Origin of the sequence: Natronospira proteinivora (assembly GCF_024170465.1) — a bacterium.
GTDB lineage: Bacteria > Pseudomonadota > Gammaproteobacteria > Natronospirales > Natronospiraceae > Natronospira > Natronospira proteinivora.
This window is the reverse complement of record NZ_JALJYF010000002.1, coordinates 934,656-954,444: the sequence shown is the minus strand read 5'-3', so window position 1 is coordinate 954,444 and position 19,789 is coordinate 934,656. Positions and strand designations below refer to the sequence as shown.

At 59.4% G+C, this 19,789-nt stretch carries 18 protein-coding genes and 1 pseudogene; 14 read left to right on the top strand and 5 right to left on the bottom strand.

Annotation, left to right across the window (positions count from 1 at the left end):
- Positions 1-11 precede the first annotated feature (11 nt).
- Together J2T60_RS11335 and dtd are read left to right on the top strand one after the other, a co-directional pair.
- On the top strand, positions 12-1,718 hold the full coding sequence (locus J2T60_RS11335) for an NAD-dependent malic enzyme (RefSeq protein WP_253450133.1): 1,707 nt from the start codon (positions 12-14) through the stop codon (positions 1,716-1,718).
- A gap of 684 nt (positions 1,719-2,402) precedes the next feature.
- Complete coding sequence (gene dtd / locus J2T60_RS11330; protein WP_253450130.1) at positions 2,403-2,852, top strand: D-aminoacyl-tRNA deacylase; 450 nt, start codon at positions 2,403-2,405, stop codon at positions 2,850-2,852.
- An 81-nt stretch (positions 2,853-2,933) separates the two neighbouring features.
- On the opposite strand, the gene J2T60_RS11325 is transcribed toward dtd, so the two are convergent.
- The 3 genes from J2T60_RS11325 to J2T60_RS11315 form a co-directional block, all read right to left on the bottom strand.
- The gene (locus J2T60_RS11325) at positions 2,934-5,741 is read right to left on the bottom strand and encodes a delta-60 repeat domain-containing protein (protein WP_253450126.1); all 2,808 of its coding nucleotides are present in this window, start codon (positions 5,739-5,741) and stop codon (positions 2,934-2,936) included.
- Between the two features lie 322 nt (positions 5,742-6,063).
- The gene (locus J2T60_RS11320) at positions 6,064-6,609 is read right to left on the bottom strand and encodes an outer membrane beta-barrel protein (protein WP_253450123.1); all 546 of its coding nucleotides are present in this window, start codon (positions 6,607-6,609) and stop codon (positions 6,064-6,066) included.
- Positions 6,610-6,700: 91 nt separating this feature from the next.
- Positions 6,701-9,661 carry a Kelch repeat-containing protein gene (locus tag J2T60_RS11315; RefSeq protein ID WP_253450119.1) on the bottom strand — a complete coding sequence of 987 codons (2,961 nt, stop codon included), beginning with the start codon at positions 9,659-9,661 and terminating at the stop codon, positions 6,701-6,703.
- 314 nt (positions 9,662-9,975) lie between these two features.
- Between J2T60_RS11315 and hisB the strand changes: the two genes are divergently transcribed.
- The 12 genes and pseudogenes from hisB (at position 9,976) to J2T60_RS11255 (ending at position 16,850) form a co-directional block, all read left to right on the top strand.
- Positions 9,976-10,569, top strand: coding sequence for an imidazoleglycerol-phosphate dehydratase HisB (gene hisB, locus J2T60_RS11310; RefSeq protein WP_253450116.1), 594 nt, complete (start codon positions 9,976-9,978; stop codon positions 10,567-10,569).
- A gap of 15 nt (positions 10,570-10,584) precedes the next feature.
- Positions 10,585-11,232 (top strand): imidazole glycerol phosphate synthase subunit HisH, encoded by a 648-nt coding sequence (gene hisH / locus J2T60_RS11305; protein ID WP_253450113.1) that lies wholly within the window; start codon positions 10,585-10,587, stop codon positions 11,230-11,232.
- Between the two features lie 14 nt (positions 11,233-11,246).
- Positions 11,247-12,002 carry a 1-(5-phosphoribosyl)-5-[(5-phosphoribosylamino)methylideneamino]imidazole-4-carboxamide isomerase gene (gene hisA / locus J2T60_RS11300; RefSeq protein WP_253450110.1) on the top strand — a complete coding sequence of 252 codons (756 nt, stop codon included), beginning with the start codon at positions 11,247-11,249 and terminating at the stop codon, positions 12,000-12,002.
- Positions 11,999-12,820 carry an imidazole glycerol phosphate synthase subunit HisF gene (gene hisF, locus J2T60_RS11295; RefSeq protein ID WP_253450107.1) on the top strand — a complete coding sequence of 274 codons (822 nt, stop codon included), beginning with the start codon at positions 11,999-12,001 and terminating at the stop codon, positions 12,818-12,820. Before hisA ends, hisF begins: the two co-directional genes overlap by 4 nt.
- Entirely contained in the window at positions 12,817-13,215 is a 399-nt protein-coding gene (hisI, locus tag J2T60_RS11290) for a phosphoribosyl-AMP cyclohydrolase (RefSeq protein WP_253450104.1), read from the top strand. Before hisF ends, hisI begins: the two co-directional genes overlap by 4 nt.
- The gene (locus tag J2T60_RS11285; RefSeq protein ID WP_253450101.1) at positions 13,202-13,546 is read left to right on the top strand and encodes a phosphoribosyl-ATP diphosphatase; all 345 of its coding nucleotides are present in this window, start codon (positions 13,202-13,204) and stop codon (positions 13,544-13,546) included. The genes hisI and J2T60_RS11285 overlap by 14 nt, the downstream gene beginning before the upstream one ends.
- 75 nt (positions 13,547-13,621) lie before the next feature.
- On the top strand, positions 13,622-13,870 hold the full coding sequence (gene tatA, locus J2T60_RS11280; protein ID WP_253450098.1) for a twin-arginine translocase TatA/TatE family subunit: 249 nt from the start codon (positions 13,622-13,624) through the stop codon (positions 13,868-13,870).
- A 2-nt stretch (positions 13,871-13,872) separates the two neighbouring features.
- Complete coding sequence (locus tag J2T60_RS11275; RefSeq protein WP_253450094.1) at positions 13,873-14,106, top strand: Sec-independent protein translocase subunit TatA/TatB; 234 nt, start codon at positions 13,873-13,875, stop codon at positions 14,104-14,106.
- A pseudogene (gene tatC, locus J2T60_RS11270) lies at positions 14,087-14,800 on the top strand (twin-arginine translocase subunit TatC); the annotation flags it as partial. The gene J2T60_RS11275 and the pseudogene tatC, both read left to right, overlap by 20 nt.
- 76 nt (positions 14,801-14,876) lie before the next feature.
- Complete coding sequence (locus J2T60_RS11265; RefSeq protein WP_253450090.1) at positions 14,877-15,788, top strand: EamA family transporter; 912 nt, start codon at positions 14,877-14,879, stop codon at positions 15,786-15,788.
- Between the two features lie 50 nt (positions 15,789-15,838).
- Entirely contained in the window at positions 15,839-16,573 is a 735-nt protein-coding gene (locus J2T60_RS11260) for an LOG family protein (RefSeq protein WP_253450087.1), read from the top strand.
- A 28-nt stretch (positions 16,574-16,601) separates the two neighbouring features.
- Positions 16,602-16,850, top strand: coding sequence for a putative signal transducing protein (locus J2T60_RS11255; protein WP_253450084.1), 249 nt, complete (start codon positions 16,602-16,604; stop codon positions 16,848-16,850).
- A gap of 4 nt (positions 16,851-16,854) precedes the next feature.
- On the opposite strand, the gene J2T60_RS11250 is transcribed toward J2T60_RS11255, so the two are convergent.
- Positions 16,855-18,306, bottom strand: a complete 1,452-nt coding sequence (locus tag J2T60_RS11250) for a TrkH family potassium uptake protein (protein WP_253450081.1) — start codon at positions 18,304-18,306, stop codon at positions 16,855-16,857.
- A 19-nt stretch (positions 18,307-18,325) separates the two neighbouring features.
- Positions 18,326-19,702, bottom strand: coding sequence for a Trk system potassium transporter TrkA (trkA, locus tag J2T60_RS11245; protein ID WP_253450078.1), 1,377 nt, complete (start codon positions 19,700-19,702; stop codon positions 18,326-18,328).
- Positions 19,703-19,789 lie beyond the last annotated feature (87 nt).

Here is a 19,789-nt window from a genome sequence, read left to right as displayed (position 1 = left end):
AGGCATTGTCCATGCAAACATTCCGACTGCAGCGTAACCCCGATGGCCCGGACCGGCTGGAAGTTCCCCTGCGAGGGCGCGCCCTGCTGGCCCATCCCATGTACAACAAGGGCACGGCGTTCACCGCCGAGGAGCGGCGAGGCTTTGGCCTGGAGGGTATGCTGCCGGAACGGACCTCCAGCGGGGAGGTGCAGCGTAAACGCACCTACCAGGCTATTGTCCGCAAGGATGACCCCATTGAACGCTACATCGGCCTGGCGGCCCTGCAGGATCGCAATGAGGTGCTTTTCTATCAGCTGTTGCAAGAACACCTGGATGAATTCCTGCCCATTGTCTACACCCCCACGGTGGGCCAGGCCTGCAAGAAGTACAGCCATATCTTTCGTCGGGGCCGGGGGCTGTGGATCACGCCCCGGGACAAGGGTCGGATCGACGAGATCCTGGGTAATGCACCCTATGATGATGCTCGCTTGATCGTGGTCACCGACAATGAACGGATTCTCGGCCTGGGGGACCTGGGTGCCGGGGGGATGGGCATTCCCATCGGCAAGCTGGCCCTCTATACCGTGGCCGCCGGCATCCACCCCAGCCAGTGCCTGCCCATCAGCCTGGACGTGGGCACGGACAACGAAGCCCTGCTCAACGATGAACTCTATGTGGGCTTCCGCGAGAAGCGCCTGCGGGGCGAGGCCTATGATGAGCTGGTGGAGGAATTCATCCAGGCGGTCAAACGACGTTTTCCCAAGGCCCTGCTGCAGTGGGAGGATTTCAAGAAGGCCAATGCCTTCCGCCTGCTGGATCGCTATGCCGACCGCCTGCTTTCCTTCAACGACGATATCCAGGGCACCGCGGCCGTGACCCTGGCCGGGGTCATGGCCGGCTGTCGCATTCTGGGGCAAAGCGCGGCCGAGCAGCGGGTGTTGATCCTGGGCGGGGGTGCCGCGGGTATCGGCATTGCCCGTCAGCTGCGGGAATGGCTGCGCCGGGACGGGGTGGAGGGCGAAGCCCTGACCCGGGCCATTGCGGTACTGGATAGCAAGGGCCTGATCATTGACGATGGCTCGATTAGCGACGAACACAAAAAAGACTTCGCCTGGCGGCCGGAGGATGCCAAAGCCATCGGCATTGATCCGGAAGGGGACAAGGGCCTCGAGACAGTGGTGGCCGCCCTCAAGCCTACGGTCTTGCTGGGGACCTCCGGACAGCCCGGGATTTTCACCCGGGAGGTGATCGAGTCCATGCAGGCGGGTGCCGAACGCCCCATCATCCTGCCCATCTCCAACCCCACCGCCAACACCGAGGCCCGTCCGGAAGACTTGATTCACTGGACCAAGGGCCGGGCACTGGTGGCCACGGGCAGCCCCTTTGACCCGGTGGAGTATGAGGGTGAGACCCATGAAATCGCCCAGGGGAATAATGTGTATATCTTTCCGGGCGTGGGCCTGGGTGCCCTGGCGGTTGAAGCCCGGTCCATCTCCGACCGCCTGTTCACCGTGGCGGCGGAATCGTTGGCCGAGTGCATTTCACAGGCGGATCTGGATAAAGGTCGCCTCTATCCACAAATGAGTGGTCTGCGGGACATCACCCGCCATATCGCCCTGACCGTGGCCCGGGCCTGCATTGAGGATGGCCTGGCCGAGGAGCCGGTGGGCGGCATCGAAGCCGCCGTGGATCATTTGATGTGGGAGCCGGAGTATCCGGAGATGGTGCCGGTCTGACAGGGGTAGCCGGGCCAGGAATGGCCCTCCCACAGCTCCTTTTCGGGCATGGGGTCGCTGGCCTGGGGTAGCTGTGAGTGGCTGGTGGGCTGTGGCGTGCGCTCGCGCCGGGCTGGACTGAAAGGCGTAGCAGCGCTTATCGAAAGCGGCTAATCGCCGCTTTCGTCGCGGATGAATCCGCTCCTACGGCTTCCAGGGTCGCTGACCCGGGGGATCTGCGGTGGCTGGTCGGCGTCAGTGGTCTCTCGCGCCGATCTGGAGCGAGGTGCGTAGCAGCGCTACGTGCCGAGTGAAGATCAAGCGAGAGGCCGCTGACGACGGCCAGCCACCGCAGATCCCCCGGGCCAGCGACCCCCAAACAAAAAAACCCCGGCCTTCCTGGCCGGGGTTCACCTGATACGCAAAGGTGATTGAGTGCGTGCCCGCCACCTTACCTGGCGTGTGCTCCCTGCTTTGGCCGGCTGACCGCCATCCCGCGATCTCTCCCTTGAGCGACTTCCTGTCGCCTCCTGCCTGGCCAACGGACGCTTACAGTATGGGCGGTAGCCGGTCCGTCCACAGTCCTCCCAAGGCTGATTCGCCTGTAGGACAACCCCTACACTGGCCTGGCCGGGCTTGGCCGGACGGTGTGTGGAAATGCCATAATCAAGGACTTTACACTCACCCCCGGATAAGGATTGTGATGTGATTGCCTTATTGCAAAGAGTCAGTGAATCCCGAGTCGTGGTGGATGAGGAGGCCATAGCTACCATCGATCAGGGCCTGATGGTCTTGCTGGGCGTGGAAAAGGGCGACCGGGAGAAGGGGGCCGAGCGCCTGATGCAGCGGATCCTGGGCTATCGCGTCTTTCCCGACGATCAGGGCCGGATGAACCGCAGTCTCAAGGACGCCGGCGGCGGCCTCCTGCTGGTCCCCCAGTTCACTCTGGCTGCAGACACCCACAAGGGCACACGCCCCAGCTTTACCCCTGCGGCCCCGCCCGAGGAGGGCGAGCGCCTGTTCCAACACGCCCTGGCATTCGCTCGGAATCATCATGGCCCGGTGGAAGCTGGCCGCTTCGGGGCTGAAATGCAGGTCTCACTCACCAATACCGGCCCGGTCACCTTCTGGTTGTCGGTACCCCCCACCGCCTGAATGCCAAGTTCTGATGACGAGCAGGGGAGACCGATGGGCGGCCTCCCCGCATTGCCAGCGCCCTGATACGCAGCAATCCGCTCAAATGGGTTCCAGGGTTTCGGCATCCAGCACGACGAAATTTTGATGATCATCCCCATTGACCCGATCAAAGGAACCGAACACGAGAAGATACTCACCCGCCGGTTTTATGCCGTTCACCTGATGACCCTCGAAAGTGGGGCCATTGTCCTGGTGAACGAAATCGCTGCCGTCGAATGTCATCGCCGCAAAATTGGACCGATTCTCATTTCCCAGAGTAGAAAATCGCCCGCCCAGCAGCAAACGGTCTTTATCTGAATTCCACTGCAATGCCCGCACCGACTGTGTGAAGCCGAGGGTGGGGGTGGACAGATCCAGCTCGGTGTCATCGGAATAGCCGAAGAAACCCTGATGGTCCTGGCCTTCTACCTCTTCGAAGTTCCCCCCGATGAATTGATAACGGTGTTCCGCCGAGTAGGCCGTTGCGTGGATAGAGCGGTTCCGCTCGGTTTCAAAGGCATGCATCAATTCCTGGGTGTCCGAATTGATTACTGCATGGTCACGCACGGTCTCGCCATAGATCTCGTTGAACAGGCCGGTAACAATGAGACCCGGCTCGCCGCCAAAGTCAGGTACCCAGGCCAAGTCTTCTACCCGGCCATCCATGTCCACATCGGCAATTCCGCCACTCTCAATGCACAGACCGGTTTCCTTATCCACAAAAGCCAGTTGGCTCTGCTGACAGTGGTCATCGTGGGTATTGAGATGGGCAAAGTTGCCGCCAAGATAAATGCCATCCGGGCTCAGGGCCATGGTATTGATCCGGCTGTCTGTTTCCGGACGCCAGGACAACAAGTCGCCGGTTTCCCGGTCGAAAGCCGCCCCATTCCGTCGCTGGGCACGCTCTTGGCCAGCATTAACGAATTCCCCGCCAACATAGAGGGTATCGTCGTCAATGAGCAGAGAACGGACCGTGTCACTGGTGCGTCCCAGCCAAGTCTCGTCGCGAAGACCGGTTTCCAGGTCGAGTGCGACCAAGTTGTCCAGAGGAGATCCCGGCCCCGAGAAGCGGCCGCCCAGCGTGACCTGATTCCCATGCACAAAGCTGCGGAAGGCGGCTGTCCCCGTACCCATGTCGTCAAATTCCGGCAGCCAGTCCTCATCCCACTCGCCGCTTGCCATGGCGTATCGGCGATAGCCGGGCCTTTGACCTAGGAAGCCAAAGGGGTAGATGGCGGACACATAGAGGTATTCGCCATCGGAAGTCACATGATGGGCCAGTCTGTCTCCACCCACATCCCAGCTCTCGTCCAGCGCCCCGCTGTCTCTATCCAGGCGAGCCATGCCACGGCGGATTACGCCCATGGCCTCCCTGAAATACCCGGCGACGATTAACTGGTCGTCCTGCGGGTAAAGGGCCCAGACATCGTCATCCAGCTCAGGAGCAAAGTCTTCGTCCAGAGCGCCTGACGCTCGATCAACCGCTGCAAGATAGGCTTGCTCTTCACCATTGACCTGGTCGAAGCCACCCGCCAGAACCACTCGATCTTCCTCTATCAGAAGATCCCGAACCGGTCCGTTGGCACTGGCGGCGAAGCCGGCAATCGCGGCACCCGTTTCAGCCTCCAAAGCCACCACTCCAGACTGCTCATCCGGACCATAGTCATCGAAGTCGCCAGCAACAAAGAGCTGATCATCCACTGCCACCAGGCGATGGACCTCACTATTGGGCACTTCCGGCTGGAATGTGTCGGCCAAACTCCCATCGAGATTCAAAGCCACCAAATGCTGGTAAGCCGGATCATCCACCGAATCAAACCAGCCACCGAGATACAGCCGATCCTGATGCACGACCATGTCGTAAACAATGTACCCTGTCAGATTAGCCTGCCACTCGGTATCCACACTCCCGTCCGGGTGAAGGCGGGCGATGTTGGCCTGTGAATGGCCACTAATTTCGCTCCAGTTCCCGGCAACGAACCAACCGCCATTGGGATCCTCCACCATTGTCGTCAACTTGGCGCTGAAAGGCTCCAATTTAAGGACAGCTCCTCCCAGGCGGGCCTGTTGGTGGTCGGTCTGGTAGGTCGCCACGCCTCGAGCGCGGCTGTGGTAGGCGCTCAGATTGCCGCCGATAAAAATCTGCTCACCTCCCATGACGGCATCATAGATGGTTCCGCCCACGGAATGGCGGATCGGGGTGGCATGGGCCGGCCGTGAAAGGTCATTACCCTGGCTCAGGACAAAGGTATAAGGCTGGTCATCCAGCAAGTCATCTTCATGGACGGAGAGATGGAGAGACCCGTCTTCGACCTGGGGAATGTGCCCCCCGTTTTCGCAGCTGGAGACATTGTTCCAGTCACATTCAAGATCACTGCTGTAGAGGATATCCACCAGGCCATCGACGCTCCAGGCCAAGCTCACAGCCCGGTCTCCACTGACTGCCTCCAAGGCCAATTCACTACAATCAACCGCAACCGCGGTTGCGGCGTCGCTGCCCACTGGCCCTTGCTCACCGGAGAGCGTACAGGCCTGCCCCATGGAATGATCAATGAGTTCGACCAGATAATCCTCCCCCTCTTCCAGCTCTTCCGGGAAGAGGAAACCACCATTGGATGTCAGTGTCAGTTCACTGCTGTCATTCAGGGAGAGAGTGAGCTGACCATGCACGAAGCCGGATAGCTGCCCACCGACGGGGTAGGTGACGGGCTCTCCACCATTTCCGCCATTTCCGCCCCCGCCACCGTCGTCGCCGTCACCGGGCCCCTCTCCGGAACCACCGTTCCCATCATCACCCCCACTATCACCACTGCTGCCGGAACTGCAGGCGGTGAGGGTAAAAAGCAGAATCAGGACAAAAGCCGCCATGCGGACACAACGAGACAGGACTGAGAACCGGGATTCACAGTCTTGGAAATTTGAAGAAAACATGGGTACTTCCCCCTCCCTGGTGGACAAATCAGGCGCACAGACGCCCTGACAGACCGGCGGTGACCGGCAGGAACAGAAAATGGGGGAAGGAAGGTCAAGCTGTTGAAAGCGTGGCGGTATCCAGCCGTGGTGCGGTGCCCCATCCCCAATTCCCCCTTGAAGGGGGAATATACACAGTCATTATTTGGGGATCAAATAGCAAAAAATCTTTCACAGGGAGGGAAACGGGCGGACCCAAGGGCCCGCCCGTCAATATTCATCAGAATCGGAAACTGCCACCCAGACGGATGAAGGTCTGGTCGAGGAAATCGGCTTCGTAGATTTCCACATCCATACCCACGGAGATCTCGGGCGTGATGTCGTAAGCCGCCCCCAGCCCGATCACCAGGGTTTCGTCATCCATGTTGTCAAAGCTCAGGAACTCCAGCTTGCCCTGGACGGAAAACTCGTCCATGACCTGATAGCTGGCAATACCATGAAGGCCGTACACATCGTCTTCGAACGGGCCTTCAAAATCCCAGAACTGGTAACCAGCCCCCAGCTCAATCTCCAGGCCCATTTCTTCCATGCCCAGGACCCAACCGGCCCGGCCCACCAGGGCATCCAGATTGTCCACGGCGGTGTAGGAACCGGACAGGCGCACGGATTCGATCACATCCAACTGCCCGTGAGCGCCAAAGCCGGAATCAAAGTCGTCATAGTCGGCAAAATGGATTCCGACTTCCATGTCTATTGCGCTGGCGGAGCCGGCCCCCATCAGCAAGGAAACTGCAGTCACCACCAGAAGGTTCTGTTTAGCTTTCATTTCATTCTCCCTAAGAATGCTTTGCGATATTGCATGATTTTGTGCTCGATCATCAGGGCCCGCCACTTGAAAGTAGCGAGCCCTGAATCTCTTAATGGTTACGTTCAGTCCCCATAAGCTTTTCCAGAAGCGATCCTTGCTTAACGTCAACATCATCGCCCAACTCCCGTTCATCCTGAGGAGATGAAAGAATCCGACGATCAGAGGACAAGAGCGAGGCCCGCTTCATGGACTGAGGCTCCTGATAACTCTCGTATGACGAGCCTGAGCCAAGCACAAGGTCACCACTGATCGCATCCAGCAAAGCAATACCTGACCGTAACTGCTCATTGACCAGAGTAAATTCACCGCCCGCTCGAACAGCTCCAGCCTCAACATGAAGGCCGAAAACAGGGCCGTTCACCGTGGGCCGCCAACCTAAATCCAGGTTTCCATTGGAAGCATTTACGGCTGCGAGACCTGATTGCTCGTTGCCATCGATCTCCGTGAAGTCACCACCGACAAAAATACGGTCGCCATCCACACTCAAGGCGTACACACTGTCACTGGCACTTGGCGCCCAACTACGCAACGTTGGATCCGGGGTATCCTCCGCGCTGAACGCTGCCAGGAAATCCCGGTCATCTCCATTAGCTTCCGTGAAGTCACCACCAATATAGATATCACCGTTATGCTCAATTAGGACATTGACCGGCGAATCCACACTGGGGTCCCAGTTATTGAGGTTACCTGTCGATGGATTGAGGGCCGCAAGATGATCGCGATCTTCGCCAGATGCATCTTCGCTAAAGGCTCCACCGATATACAGATAGCCATTATGCAATAGCAAATCCCGAACCTGACCGTTGAAACCAGCGCCATCCAGGCCGGCATGCTCCTGGCCGGTTTCAAGATCAAAGGCTGACAGGTGGTCCGCCGAGAAGTCATTCATACCAACATAAAGATAGGAATCATCTGCAACTATTGCATTCACATTACTTGCACCATCAGGTGCCCAACCGTCCAAGCCTCCATCAGAAAGATCATAGGCAGCTAGGTTATCTCGAGGCTCACCGGGCGGAGTAGCTGACAACACGGTTGCCAAGTCAAAAGGCCCGCTGCCTGCAACACCGAAGTCACCGCCGATATAAAGGCGGCTATTGGCAGTCTCAACAGCATCAACGCCTGCCGGAAACACATAGCCTGTCCAGTCACGATCAACAACACCCGTCTCAGCATCAAAAGCAGCAACGCCAACATGGAGATGATCACTTCCGTCCAGATAACCGTCCACGAGGCCGCCGATGAACACTTCACCATTATGGCCCGGTGTGATCTCCCAGAGGTCCACCTCGCCAAAGCTGCCGTACTCAGTCAGCCACGGCCGCCAATCAACATCGGGTGAACCATCCACCGGGTCCAGGGCGGCTGCGTGCATGGCGAGATCGTCATCAACGACCACCATGTTGCCTGCCACATATATTCGACCATCTTGATAGCTCAGGCCTCGGATGAGGGCAGGATCTCCCGGATCATCCAGGGCTTCAGGCGCCCAATCAGAAAGGCCTCCGTCAGCCACATCGAAGGCGGCCAGACTAGTCCGCTCAATGGCCTGACTGGTCTCAGTAAATTGACCACCCACATAGAGAGTGTCATCGTGAATTTCCAGGGCAAGAACTGGCCCATCCAGCCCAGCGTCCCAAGACGGATTCAGGTTACCGCTAACAGTATCGATCGCAGCCACATGTCCAACGGATTGACCATCGATCTCATCGAATTCGCCACCAGCAAAGACGGAATCCCCCTGTGCTGCCAAGGTCCACACCGAATCGCTGGCTTGCGGTTGCCAATCCGACACCACCTCGTCTGAAGATAGATCGAAGACAGCAAGGTTTCCAAAACCGCTTATGCCTTCGATTTCGTTGAACTCACCGCCGATATAGAGATGTCCGTCATGCTCCAACATGGCAAGGACTGCACCATCAAGCATGGGTGAGAAATCACCTACCAGCTCACCTGTTTCCGGATCCATCGCGGCAAGCGCTCTGACCGTTGAAGATTGATCCTCAAACTCACCAGCCACATAAAGACGTCCGTCTACAAGACTCAAACCCAGTATCTCGCCACCCAAAATTTCGGGATCAAAACTCTCATTCAGTGAACCGTCGGCATTCACATGGGCCACGGATGGCCTTTCCACCCCGTCGACTTCACTGAAAAGGCCACCAAGATACCAACCACCGGCCCCATCCGGCTCGGCGGTGGCAACAACACCCTGATCCGGTGCGCCAAATTCCTCAGCGGTAAAGCGGGGCATGCTTCCGCGAGGCGCTGCAGTGTCCCGGTCCACGGTCAGGCCACCGGGGGTTGCCATACCAACACCTACTATGTCACCTACCATATAGAGACGGCCATCGGCTTCGGCAAATTCTCTGGCACCCCCAAAACCCCAGAAGCTTGGGGCGGCAGCCCGGGCACCGGCTACTTCGGAACGAACCGCCTCACTTTCGACGACAAAATACAGGGGGGCATCAACCACCATACCCTCTTCCACGGCCACCAGAGTCGATTCATGTCCAGAGGCACCACTGATTCGGCCCCCATCGTCACAACTGGCGTAGTTGCCCCAGTCACAGTCGGGGTCGGTGGAGTAGACCAGGTCAACAGTCGATGGCCCTGTCCATGCCAAATGGACCTGCATGATATCCGCGGTGGCGGAAATCATAGTGCAATCCAATTGCACATCATCGACATCCTGGCCATCAACGCTGCCATCACTGTTGGCCAGACCACATTGCCGGTCTCCCGGAACATCACTAATACTGACCGAATAGCTGTCACCGTCTTCCAGCTCGGTCTGGAACTCAAAGCCGCCATCGGCATCAACGGTTAGATTCTCACCGCCTGACAGGGACAGTTGCACCGGCGTATCACCGATGCCCACTGCCTGACCAGAGACGGAATACGTGTCGGCGGACGGCGGACCCCCATTTCCACCGAAGTCCGGTCCCTCATCCGTATCCATATCGTCAGCCAGACAACCTACCAATGTCAGGGTAGTCGCAAGCAGCACGGCGCTACCAACCGTTGTACGATTCACCTTCGAGGCGTTGCTCAAACTCGTGTTCTTCCAATCAATCTCAACCATCCCTTTACTCTCCCGTTTCAGTTTAGGATCCTGGCATATCTCAGTTCCCTAAAGCGCAGGATAATTGAGATCGATGTACGAATTCCCCCCCCCATACAAGGGGCACCCGCCCCCCCACACGGGGACCATCCAGGGACGACTGACCACGAAACCCGCCCCGATCAGCCCGCTGAAAAGGCTGAACAGAAGGTTGACTTGGGGTATGCTGGCGGTTCCAGACACCAGCAAGAAGAAACGTCATGACCGCCCGCAAGGCAACCATTCATCGCAAGACCCGTGAAACCGATGTCCGTGTGGAGTTGAATCTGGACGGCAGCGGTGAGCGGCATTTCCAGACCGGCGTCCCCTTTCTCGAGCACATGCTGGATCAGATCGCCCGCCACGGCATGGTGGATCTGACGGTGGAAGCGGACGGTGATCTTGAGATCGACGCCCACCACACCGTAGAGGATGTGGGTATTACTCTGGGCCAGGCCCTGGCCCAGGCCTGGGGCGATGGCCGTGGCATTGTCCGCTATGGGCATGCCTATGTGCCCTTGGACGAAGCCCTTTCCCGGGTGGTGATCGATCTCTCCGGCCGCCCCGGTCTGGAATACCGGGTGGATTACCCCCGGGCACGTATCGGTGATTTCGATGTGGACCTGATCCGGGAGTTTTTCCAGGGGGTGGTCAATCACGCCCGAATGACCCTGCATGTGGACAATCTCCAGGGGCGGAACGCCCACCATATCGCGGAAACCATCTTCAAGGCCTTCGGCCGTGCCCTGCGCATGGCCGTCGAGCATGACCCCCGCCTTGGGGATGCCACGCCATCCACTAAGGGGAGCCTCTGAGGCCGGCTAAGCGCTATGCATCAGATTGCCCTGATTGATTACGGAATGGGGAACCTCCACTCCATGGCCAAGGCCCTGGAGAAGGTTGCACCGAATAGTCACATTCGTATTACCGACGAGGCCGAGACCGTCCGCGCAGCCGACCGGGTGGTCTTCCCGGGTGTGGGTGCCATGGCGGCCTGCATGCAGGCACTGCAGGAGCGGGATCTGATCCCGGCCATTCAGGAGGCGGCCCGGAACAAGCCCATGCTGGGTGTCTGCCTGGGCATGCAGGCCTTGTTCGATGAAAGCGAGGAAGGGGGCGGTGTAGCCGGGCTGGGCTTGATTCCAGGCCGCGTCCGCCGCTTTACCTTTGACGAGGCGGCGCGGCTCAAGATCCCCCATATGGGCTGGAATGAAATCCAAGCGAGCGGCACCCACCCCCTCTGGTCCGGCATTCAAACCCCCTGGTTCTATTTCGTGCACAGCTTCTATTGCCAGCCGGACGAGACCGCCCACGGTGCCGCCTACTGTGACTACGGGCAGCGTTTTTGTGCCGCTGTGGCCCATGAGAACCTGGTGGCGGTTCAGTTCCACCCGGAGAAGAGTCAAACCAGTGGGCTTCGCCTGCTGGCGAATTTCGTGGCCTGGAATGGAGAGTCCAAGCACTCTCCGGCAGCCTGAATGGAGGAGAAACCATGCTTGTAATCCCCGCAATCGATATCCAGGACGGCCGTTGCGTGCGGCTCCGGCAAGGCAAGCTGGATGATGCAACGGTCTTCTCGGACGACCCGGCGGCGGTCGCCCGCCGCTGGGTGGATGCCGGCGCGGAACGGGTGCATGTGGTGGACCTGGACGGAGCCAAGGCAGGCAAACCGGTGAACCAGGGGGTGATTGCCGAGATTGTCGAGGCCTGCGGTGATATCCCCGTTCAGGTTGGCGGCGGCATCCGGGATGAGGACAGTGCCGAAGCCTATCTGAGCACTGGGGTTGAATGGGTGGTGATCGGCACCCGGGCAGTCAATACCCCGCATTTCGTGGAAGACTTGTGCGTGGAGTATCCGGGGCGGATCATCGTAGGCCTGGATGCCCGGGACGGCAAGGTGGCCATCGACGCCTGGTCCAAGCTGTCCGAACATGATGTGCTGGATTTGGCCCAGAAATACGAAGGCGATGGTGTTTGCGCCATCATCTTTACCGATATCAGCAAGGACGGAATGATGGGCGGACCGGCCGTGGATTCCACCGCGGAACTGGCCCGCAGTATCAACATTCCGGTTATTGCCTCCGGCGGGGTCAGCAAGCTGGATGATCTCAAGGCCCTGGCCAAGCATCAGGATGACGGCATCCAGGGCGCCATTGTGGGCCGGGCCATTTATGAAGGCGGTCTGGAGTTGACCGAGGCCATCAAGCATTTCCACGGCGATCCCCGACCGGACGATGACATCGTATGAGCGCGCTTGGCGGCAGGCAGGGTGCCAACAAGCTGGCCCGCCGCATCATCCCCTGCCTGGATGTGGACAAGGGCCGGGTGGTCAAGGGTGTTCAGTTCAAAGACATTCGTGACGCCGGTAACCCGGTGGAGATCGCCCGCCGCTATGACGCCGAAGGCGCGGACGAGATCACCTTCCTGGACATCTCCGCCAGCCATGAAGGCCGTGAAACCATGGTGGAAATGGTGGAACAGGTGGCCGGGCAGGTTTTCATGCCCCTGACGGTGGGCGGCGGCATTCGCACACCGGAGGATGTACGCCGCATGCTGCGTGCCGGGGCCGACAAGGTGGCCATCAATACCGCGGCGGTGAACAACCCCGAGCTGGTCCGCCAGGCCGCCGAGCGCTTTGGCAGTCAATGCATCGTGGTGGCGGTGGACGCCAAACGGGTCTCGACAGAAGGACAGATGCCTCGCTGGGAAATCTTCACCCATGGTGGGCGCAAACCCACGGGCCTGGACGCGGTGGAATGGGCCAAACGCATGGCCAGCCTAGGCGCGGGCGAGCTGCTGCTCACCAGCATGGACCGGGATGGCACTCGCATCGGTTTCGATCTCGAACTGACCCGTGCGGTAAGCGATGCGGTGGGCATTCCTGTCATCGCCTCCGGTGGCGTGGGCTCTCTGGACCATCTGGTGGAAGGCCTACAAGCCGGCGGGGCCGACGCGGTGCTCGCCGCCAGCATCTTCCACTTTGGCGAATATCGCATCCAGCAGGCCAAGGACGTCTTACGTGCGGCCGGTTTGCCGGTTCGTCCGGTACCGGAGGAGGCGGCATGAGCCAGAGCACCTGGCTGGAGCAGATCCGTTTCAATGAACAGGGCCTGGTGGCCGCCATCGCTCAGGATGCCGACAGCGGGCAGGTTCTGATGATGGCCTGGATGGACCGGGAAGCGGTGGCGGAAACGGTTCTACGCGGCGAAGCCGTGTACTTCTCCCGCTCCCGCCAGCGACTGTGGCACAAGGGCGAGACATCCGGCCATGTCCAGCGGGTCCATGAGATCCGACTGGATTGCGATGGCGACACCCTGCTTCTGCAGGTCAGCCAGCTGGGGGGCATTGCCTGCCACACGGGCCGTGCCCGATGCCTATTTCGACGACTCAACGAGCAAGGGGAGTGGGTCAGCACCGATCCGGTGCTAAGAGACCCAGACGACATCTATGGCCAATCCTGACACCCACTCCATCCTCCAGGACCTGGACCGGCTCATTGCCGAGCGCCGTTCGGCCGATCCGGAGGCCAGCTATGTGGCCGGCCTGCTCCGGGACGGTCCGGCACGTATCAGCCGCAAGCTGGGCGAGGAAGCCGTGGAATCGGTGATCGCCGGCCTCCAGGAAAGCGATGAGGCCCTGGTCGGGGAGATCGCCGACCTCTGGTTCCACTCCCTGGTCTTGCTGGCCACCCGGGGCCTGTCCTCGGAACAGGTCCTGGCCGTGCTGGCCGATCGCTTCGGGCTCTCGGGCCTGGAAGAAAAACGCCGCCGGCAGGAGCCCGGCAGCGCATAGGCAAGCCCGGATTGAGGTACAATCGGCCCATCAAGACCGACCGGGTCCCACACCTTGATCTTGCGGAGTATGACCATGGGCTTTGGCAACATCGGTATCGTTCAACTCCTGATCGTTTTGGCGCTGGTCCTGCTGCTGTTCGGCAGCAAACGACTGCGTAGCCTGGGATCGGACCTGGGTAGCGCCATCCGCGGCTTTCGCTCCTCCGTTCGAGACGGGGAAAATCAGGATGAGGAAGACGAACAGACCTCGGAACAACTGAGTCAGAAGGATGACAAGGCGGACGCCGAGTTCGACAAGCAAGAAGAGCGGAAAGAACGCTAGGAATGGGCGTCTGGGAGATCGTACTGATCGCCTTGATTGCCCTGGTGGTGGCCGGCCCCGAGCGATTGCCCACCATCATGCGGACCCTGGGCTACTGGGTGGGCCGGGGCAAGGCCACACTCCATGGTCTGCAATCCGAACTGGAACGCGAAACCAACAGCCTGGGCCGCGATCTGGACCCAAGCGAGGGTCCGGAGAAGACCACCCCCAACAAGCATGAGGATGGGCGTGACTGAATCAGCGCCTGAAACGCCCCTGATCAGCCACCTGGTGGAATTGCGCAGTCGCTTGTTGCGTATCGCGGCGGGTATTCTGGTGGGGATGTTGATCCTGGCGCCCTTCGCGCGGGAACTGTTCACCCTCATGGCCGAACCCCTGGCCCGTCATTTACCGGATGAGAGTTCGCTGATCGCCACCGAAGTGGCCTCGCCCTTCCTCACGCCCTTCAAGCTGGCCCTGGTGGGCGGAGTGATGCTGAGCATTCCCCACACCCTGTATCAGATTTGGGCCTTCGTGGCGCCGGGTCTGTACAAACGGGAACAACGTTTGGTGTTTCCGCTGCTGGTCTCCAGCAGCCTGCTTTTCTACCTGGGTTCGGCATTCGCCTGGTTTGTGGTACTGCCCATCATCTTTGGCTTTTTTGTTGCCGTGGCACCGGAAGGGGTGGCGGTGATGACCGACATCCGGCACTACCTGAATTTCGTGCTGGCCCTGTTCGTGGCCTTCGGCATTGCCTTTCAGGTGCCCGTGGCCACCGTGCTGCTGGTCCGGGCCGGGGCCACCACGCCGGCCGCACTCAAGAAAAAACGACCCTATGTGCTGGTGGGTACCTTTGTCATCGGCATGGTATTGACCCCACCGGACATCATCTCCCAGACATTGCTGGCCGTGCCGGTCTACGCCCTGTTCGAGCTGGGCCTGATCATGGCCTACCGCCTGGTCCCCGGCATCAAGGAAGTGGAAGCCCAACGCGGCGAACGCTGACCGAATCGAAGGATTCAGCCCCATGTCGTCCCAACCCCCCTGGCTGGCCAAGCTTGGTCTGTTCACTGCCTTTGCCCTGATCTGCCTGATCTGGGGCTCCACCTTCATGGCCATCCGCATTGGGGTGCAGGATCTGCCCCCGGCCCTGATGGCAGGCTTTCGTTTTCTGATCGCCGCCGGGCTGCTGGGCCTGGTGGCCCTGGCCTTCGGCCAGCGCCCCCGGGGCCGCGCGGATTGGCTGGCGGCCACGATCATGGGTCTGTTGCTGGTGGCAGCGGGCAATGGCTTGGTTACCTGGGCCGAACAATGGGTGCCCTCCAATCAGGCCGCCCTGCTGATCACCACCGGCGCCATGTGGATTACCCTGTTTGGCAGCCTGGGCCCAAACGGCCACCGGATTACCCCGCGCATTGGCATCGGCCTGGTGGTGGGCCTGGCCGGCGCGGCCATGATGCTGGCGCCCCAGAACGGTCTGGACCTGCAATATCTCTGGGCCCAGATTGTGATCCTGGCCTCCTCGGTAGGCTGGGCCCTGGGCACCACCTATCGACGCAATATCAAGGTAAAAACCGGGCCGCTGATGTTTGCCGCCATGCAGATGTTCACCGGCGGACTGATTCTGACGGTCATCGGCCTTGCGGCCGGGGAGCTGTCCGAATGGCAATGGACCGCACCTGGCATTGGCGCCATGGCCTATCTCACCATTTTCGGCTCCTGCATTGCCTATGCCTTCTATGTCTGGCTGATCGATCGAACCACGCCGGCCCGCCTGGGAGCCACTGCCTATATCGTCCCTGCCATTGCCACGGTCTTGGGTTGGTGGCTATTGGATGAGACCCTGCAGGGAATTCAGTTCATTGGGGTGTTCGTCATTATTGTCGGCGTCATCCTGGTCACCACACCCGCCCGTCGCCGGCGCAGTGCTGGCGATTAAGTTCAAACCACTGTTATTCTGATCCAGCCTCAAACCAAAAGAGACACAGCATGAATGACGATAATTTCAGGGAACTCACCGATCGCCAGAAGGCGCGTCAACGCAATGACAGCAGCCTGACCCGGGAGTCCTGGAAGATCTTCCAGATCATGGCCGAGTTCGTGGAGGGCTTTGAAAAGCTGTCACGCATCCGGCCTTCGGTGAGCATCTTCGGCTCGGCCCGAACCAAGCCGGATCATCCCTATTTCAAGCTGGCCGAGGAAGTGGCGCATAAACTGTCCGACTCGGGTTTCTCGGTAGTCACCGGGGGCGGACCCGGCATCATGGAGGCCGCCAACCGAGGCGGCATGAAAGGCCGCGCGCCTTCCATCGGTCTCAATATTGATTTACCCCAGGAGCAAAACGCCAACGGCTTCCAGGACATTGAGCTGCATTTCCGGCACTTTTTTACCCGCAAGGTGATGTTCGTGAAATACGCCTCGGCCTATGTGGTGCTTCCCGGTGGCTTTGGCACCCTCGACGAACTGGCAGAGATTCTGACCCTGGTACAAACCGGAAAGACACGCCGTATCCCCATCGTCTTGGTGGACAAGGCATTCTGGTCTGGTCTGGTGGATTGGTTGGAGGCACAGCTGGTGGACAAAGGCATGATCTCACCGGAAGACATGTCCCTGTTTCACTTGGTGGATGAAGCGGACGATGTGGTCAAGATCATCTTTGATTATTACAGCACCCGCCAATTCGAACCGTCCGACACGGAAGCAGATCTGATGCTGGATCTCTAAAGGCAATAGCCGAGACAAGGGTGAAAACGTGAGCTACCAAACGGTTGAAAAATTCAAGAACAGTCTGGAAGCCGAAGTGGCAAAGGCCCGGCTGGAAGCCGAAGGCATCCCGGTTCTGCTGGCCGGGGTAGGCCTTGGGCCCCTGGTGGGTTTTTTCAATCCGCGAAGCAATTTCGTACGGCTTAAGGTCCCCGAAGAACGCATGCGGGAGGCCAGGGAGATCCTGGACACCGACTGGTCCGCGGAAGTAGATGAACAATGGGATCAGGATCAATAAGAACCTAACGTCGCCAGAAGGCCGGCGTGAGCAAGACCAGTACAGTGAAGATTTCCAGCCGGCCCATCAGCATGGCTGCCACCAATACCCACTTGGATACATCATCCAGCACCGTGAAGTTGGCCGACACTTCCCCCAGGCCCGGCCCCAGATTATTCAAGGCGGCGGCTACGGCCGAGAAGGCTGTGACCTGATCATGTCCTGAGGCCATCAGGATCAGCATCATCACTACGAACAAGGCCACATACACCGAGAAAAAGGCCCAGACGGAATCCAGCACCCGTTGGGGCACGATACGCTTACCCAGCTTGGCCGGTATTTCGGCATTGGGATGAACCAGGCGGTTGATTTCCCGAGCCCCCTGGCTGGCCAGCAAACGCATTCGAATCACCTTCATGCCACCACTGGTGGATGCCGCACAGGCGCCAATGAAGCTGGAAAAGATCAACAGGACCGGCAGAAAACCCGGCCAGCCCGCATAGTCCGCCGAAGTGAAGCCCGTGGTGGTTGAAATGGACACCGCCTGGAAGGCGCCCTTGACCAGGGCATCCAGACCCGATTCATACACCCGGGTCAGCAATAGATAGCTCACCACACCCACGATGATGACCACCTGAACCAACAGGTAAGTCTTGAATTCGGGATCCTGAAAATAATGCCCCACCATTTGCCGGCGAACCGCCAAAAAATGCAGAGCAAAGTTCACCCCGGCGATAAACATGAAAGCCACGGCCACCATTTCGATAACATGATTATCGAAATACCCCAGGCTGCCGTCATAGGTGGAGAAGCCGCCGATCCCCACGGTTGAATAGGCATGACCAATGGCATCGAATGGCGTCATCCCCGCCAGCCAGTAGGCGAAGGCGCAGGCCGCAGTCAGACCCAGATAGATATACCAAAGTCCCTTGGCCGTTTCGGCAATCCGCGGGGTAATGCGGGTTTCCTTCATGGGACCGGTGATTTCGGCCCTAAACAGCTGCATGCCGCCCACGCCCAGCATGGGCAGCACGGCAATGGCCAGCACAATGATCCCCATGCCACCCAACCATTGCAGTTGCTGGCGATAATAAAGAATCGATTTGGGAAGCTCTTCCAGCCCCACCAGTATGGTGGAACCGGTGGTGGTCAGGCCCGAGACCGCTTCGAAGGCCGCATCGGTAAAACTGATGTTCGGATTTTCCGACAGCATCAGGGGAACGGCACCGGCCAGGCCCAGCACCGTCCAGAAGCCGGCCACCACCACAAAGCCATCCCGGGCACGCATGTCCCGGTATTCCTTGCGGGCAGGTAGCCACATCAAAAAACCCAGCCCAGCGACAATGGCAAAACCACTGATAAAGGCCATGTGGCTGCCATCGGCATACCAGAAGGAAACCCCAATGGGGGGCAGCATGGACAGGCTGAAGGCCATGAGAAGGAGGCCGAGGATGCGCTGAATAACCTTCACATGCATGGCGGGCCCTCGAGTGACACTAAATAAATGTCACATCCACCTGGAACAAACGTTCCACATCAGTGACGTATTTCCTGTCCACCAGGAAAAGAATGACATGGTCTTCAGGTTCGATCACGGTGTCATGGTGGCCCATGATCACTTCGTTTTCTCGCACAATGGCACCAATGGTGGTCCCCGGCGGCAGGGTGATTTCGCCAATGGCCTTGCCCACCACACTGGAGGTATTTCGATCACCGTGGGCCACCGCCTCAATGGCCTCGGCTGCCCCCCGGCGCAGGGAGTGAACCGCCACCACATCACCGCGACGGATATGGGCCAGCAGGGAACCGATGGTTACCTGCTGGGGAGAGATGGCCGTATCAATGGCGCCACTCTGAACCAGGTCCACATAGGAAGGGCGATTGATCAGGGCCATGGTCTTTCGTGCGCCCAGATGCTTGGCCAGCATCGCAGATAGGATGTTGGCCTCTTCCGCATTGGTCACACCACAGAAAACATCCGTGGCCTCGATGTTTTCGTCCCGAAGCAGTTCCTCGTCGGCGGCATCCCCATGCAGCACGATGGTCTTGTCCAGACGTTCGGACAGCTTGCGGGCCCGATCCCGGTCCCGTTCAATGATCTTGACGTTATGGGTTTCTTCCAGGGCCGCGGCCAGGCGCTCACCGATGTTGCCACCGCCGGCAATGATGATGCGGCGGGCCGGCTTGTCCAGCTTGCGTAGCTCGGAGATGACCTGGCGGATATCTTCACGGGCAGCGATGAAAAAGACTTCATCATCCGCTTCAATTACGGTATCGCCTTCTGGAATGATGGCCTCACCCCGGCGATAGATGGCCGCCACCCGGGTATCCAGGTCAGGCAGGTGTTCGCGAATGGTTCTTAACTGACTGCCCACCAATGGGCCGCCGTAATAGGCCCGCACAGCCACCAGGCGGACCCGACCCTCGGCAAAGTCCAGGACCTGCAAGGCACCGGGATACTGAATCAGGCGGCGAATGTAATCCATCACCAGCTTTTCGGGGCTGATGGCCACATCCACGGGCATGGCCTCCTGAACAAACAGGCCCTCGGCGTGAACGTATTCGGTGGAACGGATGCGGGCGATCTTGGTGGGGGTGTGATACAGAGTGTAGGCCACCTGGCAGGCCACCATATTGGTTTCATCGCTGTCGGTGACGGCAACGATCATTTCCGCATCGTCGGCACCGGCTCGCTTGAGCACGTCGGGAAAAGAGGCAAAGCCGCGAACCGTGCGAATATCCAGGCGATCCTGAAGCTCCTGCAGACGCTCGGCGTCCAGGTCCACCACGGTGACCTCATTGGCCTCTTCCCGGGCCAGGTGTTGTGCAACGGTGGAACCGACCTGGCCGGCCCCAAGAATCAGGATCTTCATGCAGGCGAAGATTACGCCCAGGGGGGGATTTCTGCAATGGCCCGGGACCGCCGCCAAACCTGTTCATGGCCTGGCCATAAACCTATC

What these genes read in the sequence shown, in the direction of transcription:
- J2T60_RS11335 (WP_253450133.1), top strand. Translation starts at nt 12, where the DNA reads ATGCAAACATTCCGACTGCAGCGTAACCCCGATGGCCCGGACCGGCTG.
- J2T60_RS11325 (WP_253450126.1), bottom strand. Translation starts at nt 5,741, where the DNA reads ATGGCGGCTTTTGTCCTGATTCTGCTTTTTACCCTCACCGCCTGCAGT.
- J2T60_RS11320 (WP_253450123.1), bottom strand. Translation starts at nt 6,609, where the DNA reads ATGAAAGCTAAACAGAACCTTCTGGTGGTGACTGCAGTTTCCTTGCTG.
- hisB (WP_253450116.1), top strand. Translation starts at nt 9,976, where the DNA reads ATGACCGCCCGCAAGGCAACCATTCATCGCAAGACCCGTGAAACCGAT.
- hisH (WP_253450113.1), top strand. Translation starts at nt 10,585, where the DNA reads ATGCATCAGATTGCCCTGATTGATTACGGAATGGGGAACCTCCACTCC.
- hisA (WP_253450110.1), top strand. Translation starts at nt 11,247, where the DNA reads ATGCTTGTAATCCCCGCAATCGATATCCAGGACGGCCGTTGCGTGCGG.
- hisF (WP_253450107.1), top strand. Translation starts at nt 11,999, where the DNA reads ATGAGCGCGCTTGGCGGCAGGCAGGGTGCCAACAAGCTGGCCCGCCGC.
- hisI (WP_253450104.1), top strand. Translation starts at nt 12,817, where the DNA reads ATGAGCCAGAGCACCTGGCTGGAGCAGATCCGTTTCAATGAACAGGGC.
- J2T60_RS11285 (WP_253450101.1), top strand. Translation starts at nt 13,202, where the DNA reads ATGGCCAATCCTGACACCCACTCCATCCTCCAGGACCTGGACCGGCTC.
- tatA (WP_253450098.1), top strand. Translation starts at nt 13,622, where the DNA reads ATGGGCTTTGGCAACATCGGTATCGTTCAACTCCTGATCGTTTTGGCG.
- J2T60_RS11275 (WP_253450094.1), top strand. Translation starts at nt 13,873, where the DNA reads ATGGGCGTCTGGGAGATCGTACTGATCGCCTTGATTGCCCTGGTGGTG.
- J2T60_RS11265 (WP_253450090.1), top strand. Translation starts at nt 14,877, where the DNA reads ATGTCGTCCCAACCCCCCTGGCTGGCCAAGCTTGGTCTGTTCACTGCC.
- J2T60_RS11260 (WP_253450087.1), top strand. Translation starts at nt 15,839, where the DNA reads ATGAATGACGATAATTTCAGGGAACTCACCGATCGCCAGAAGGCGCGT.
- J2T60_RS11250 (WP_253450081.1), bottom strand. Translation starts at nt 18,306, where the DNA reads ATGCATGTGAAGGTTATTCAGCGCATCCTCGGCCTCCTTCTCATGGCC.
- trkA (WP_253450078.1), bottom strand. Translation starts at nt 19,702, where the DNA reads ATGAAGATCCTGATTCTTGGGGCCGGCCAGGTCGGTTCCACCGTTGCA.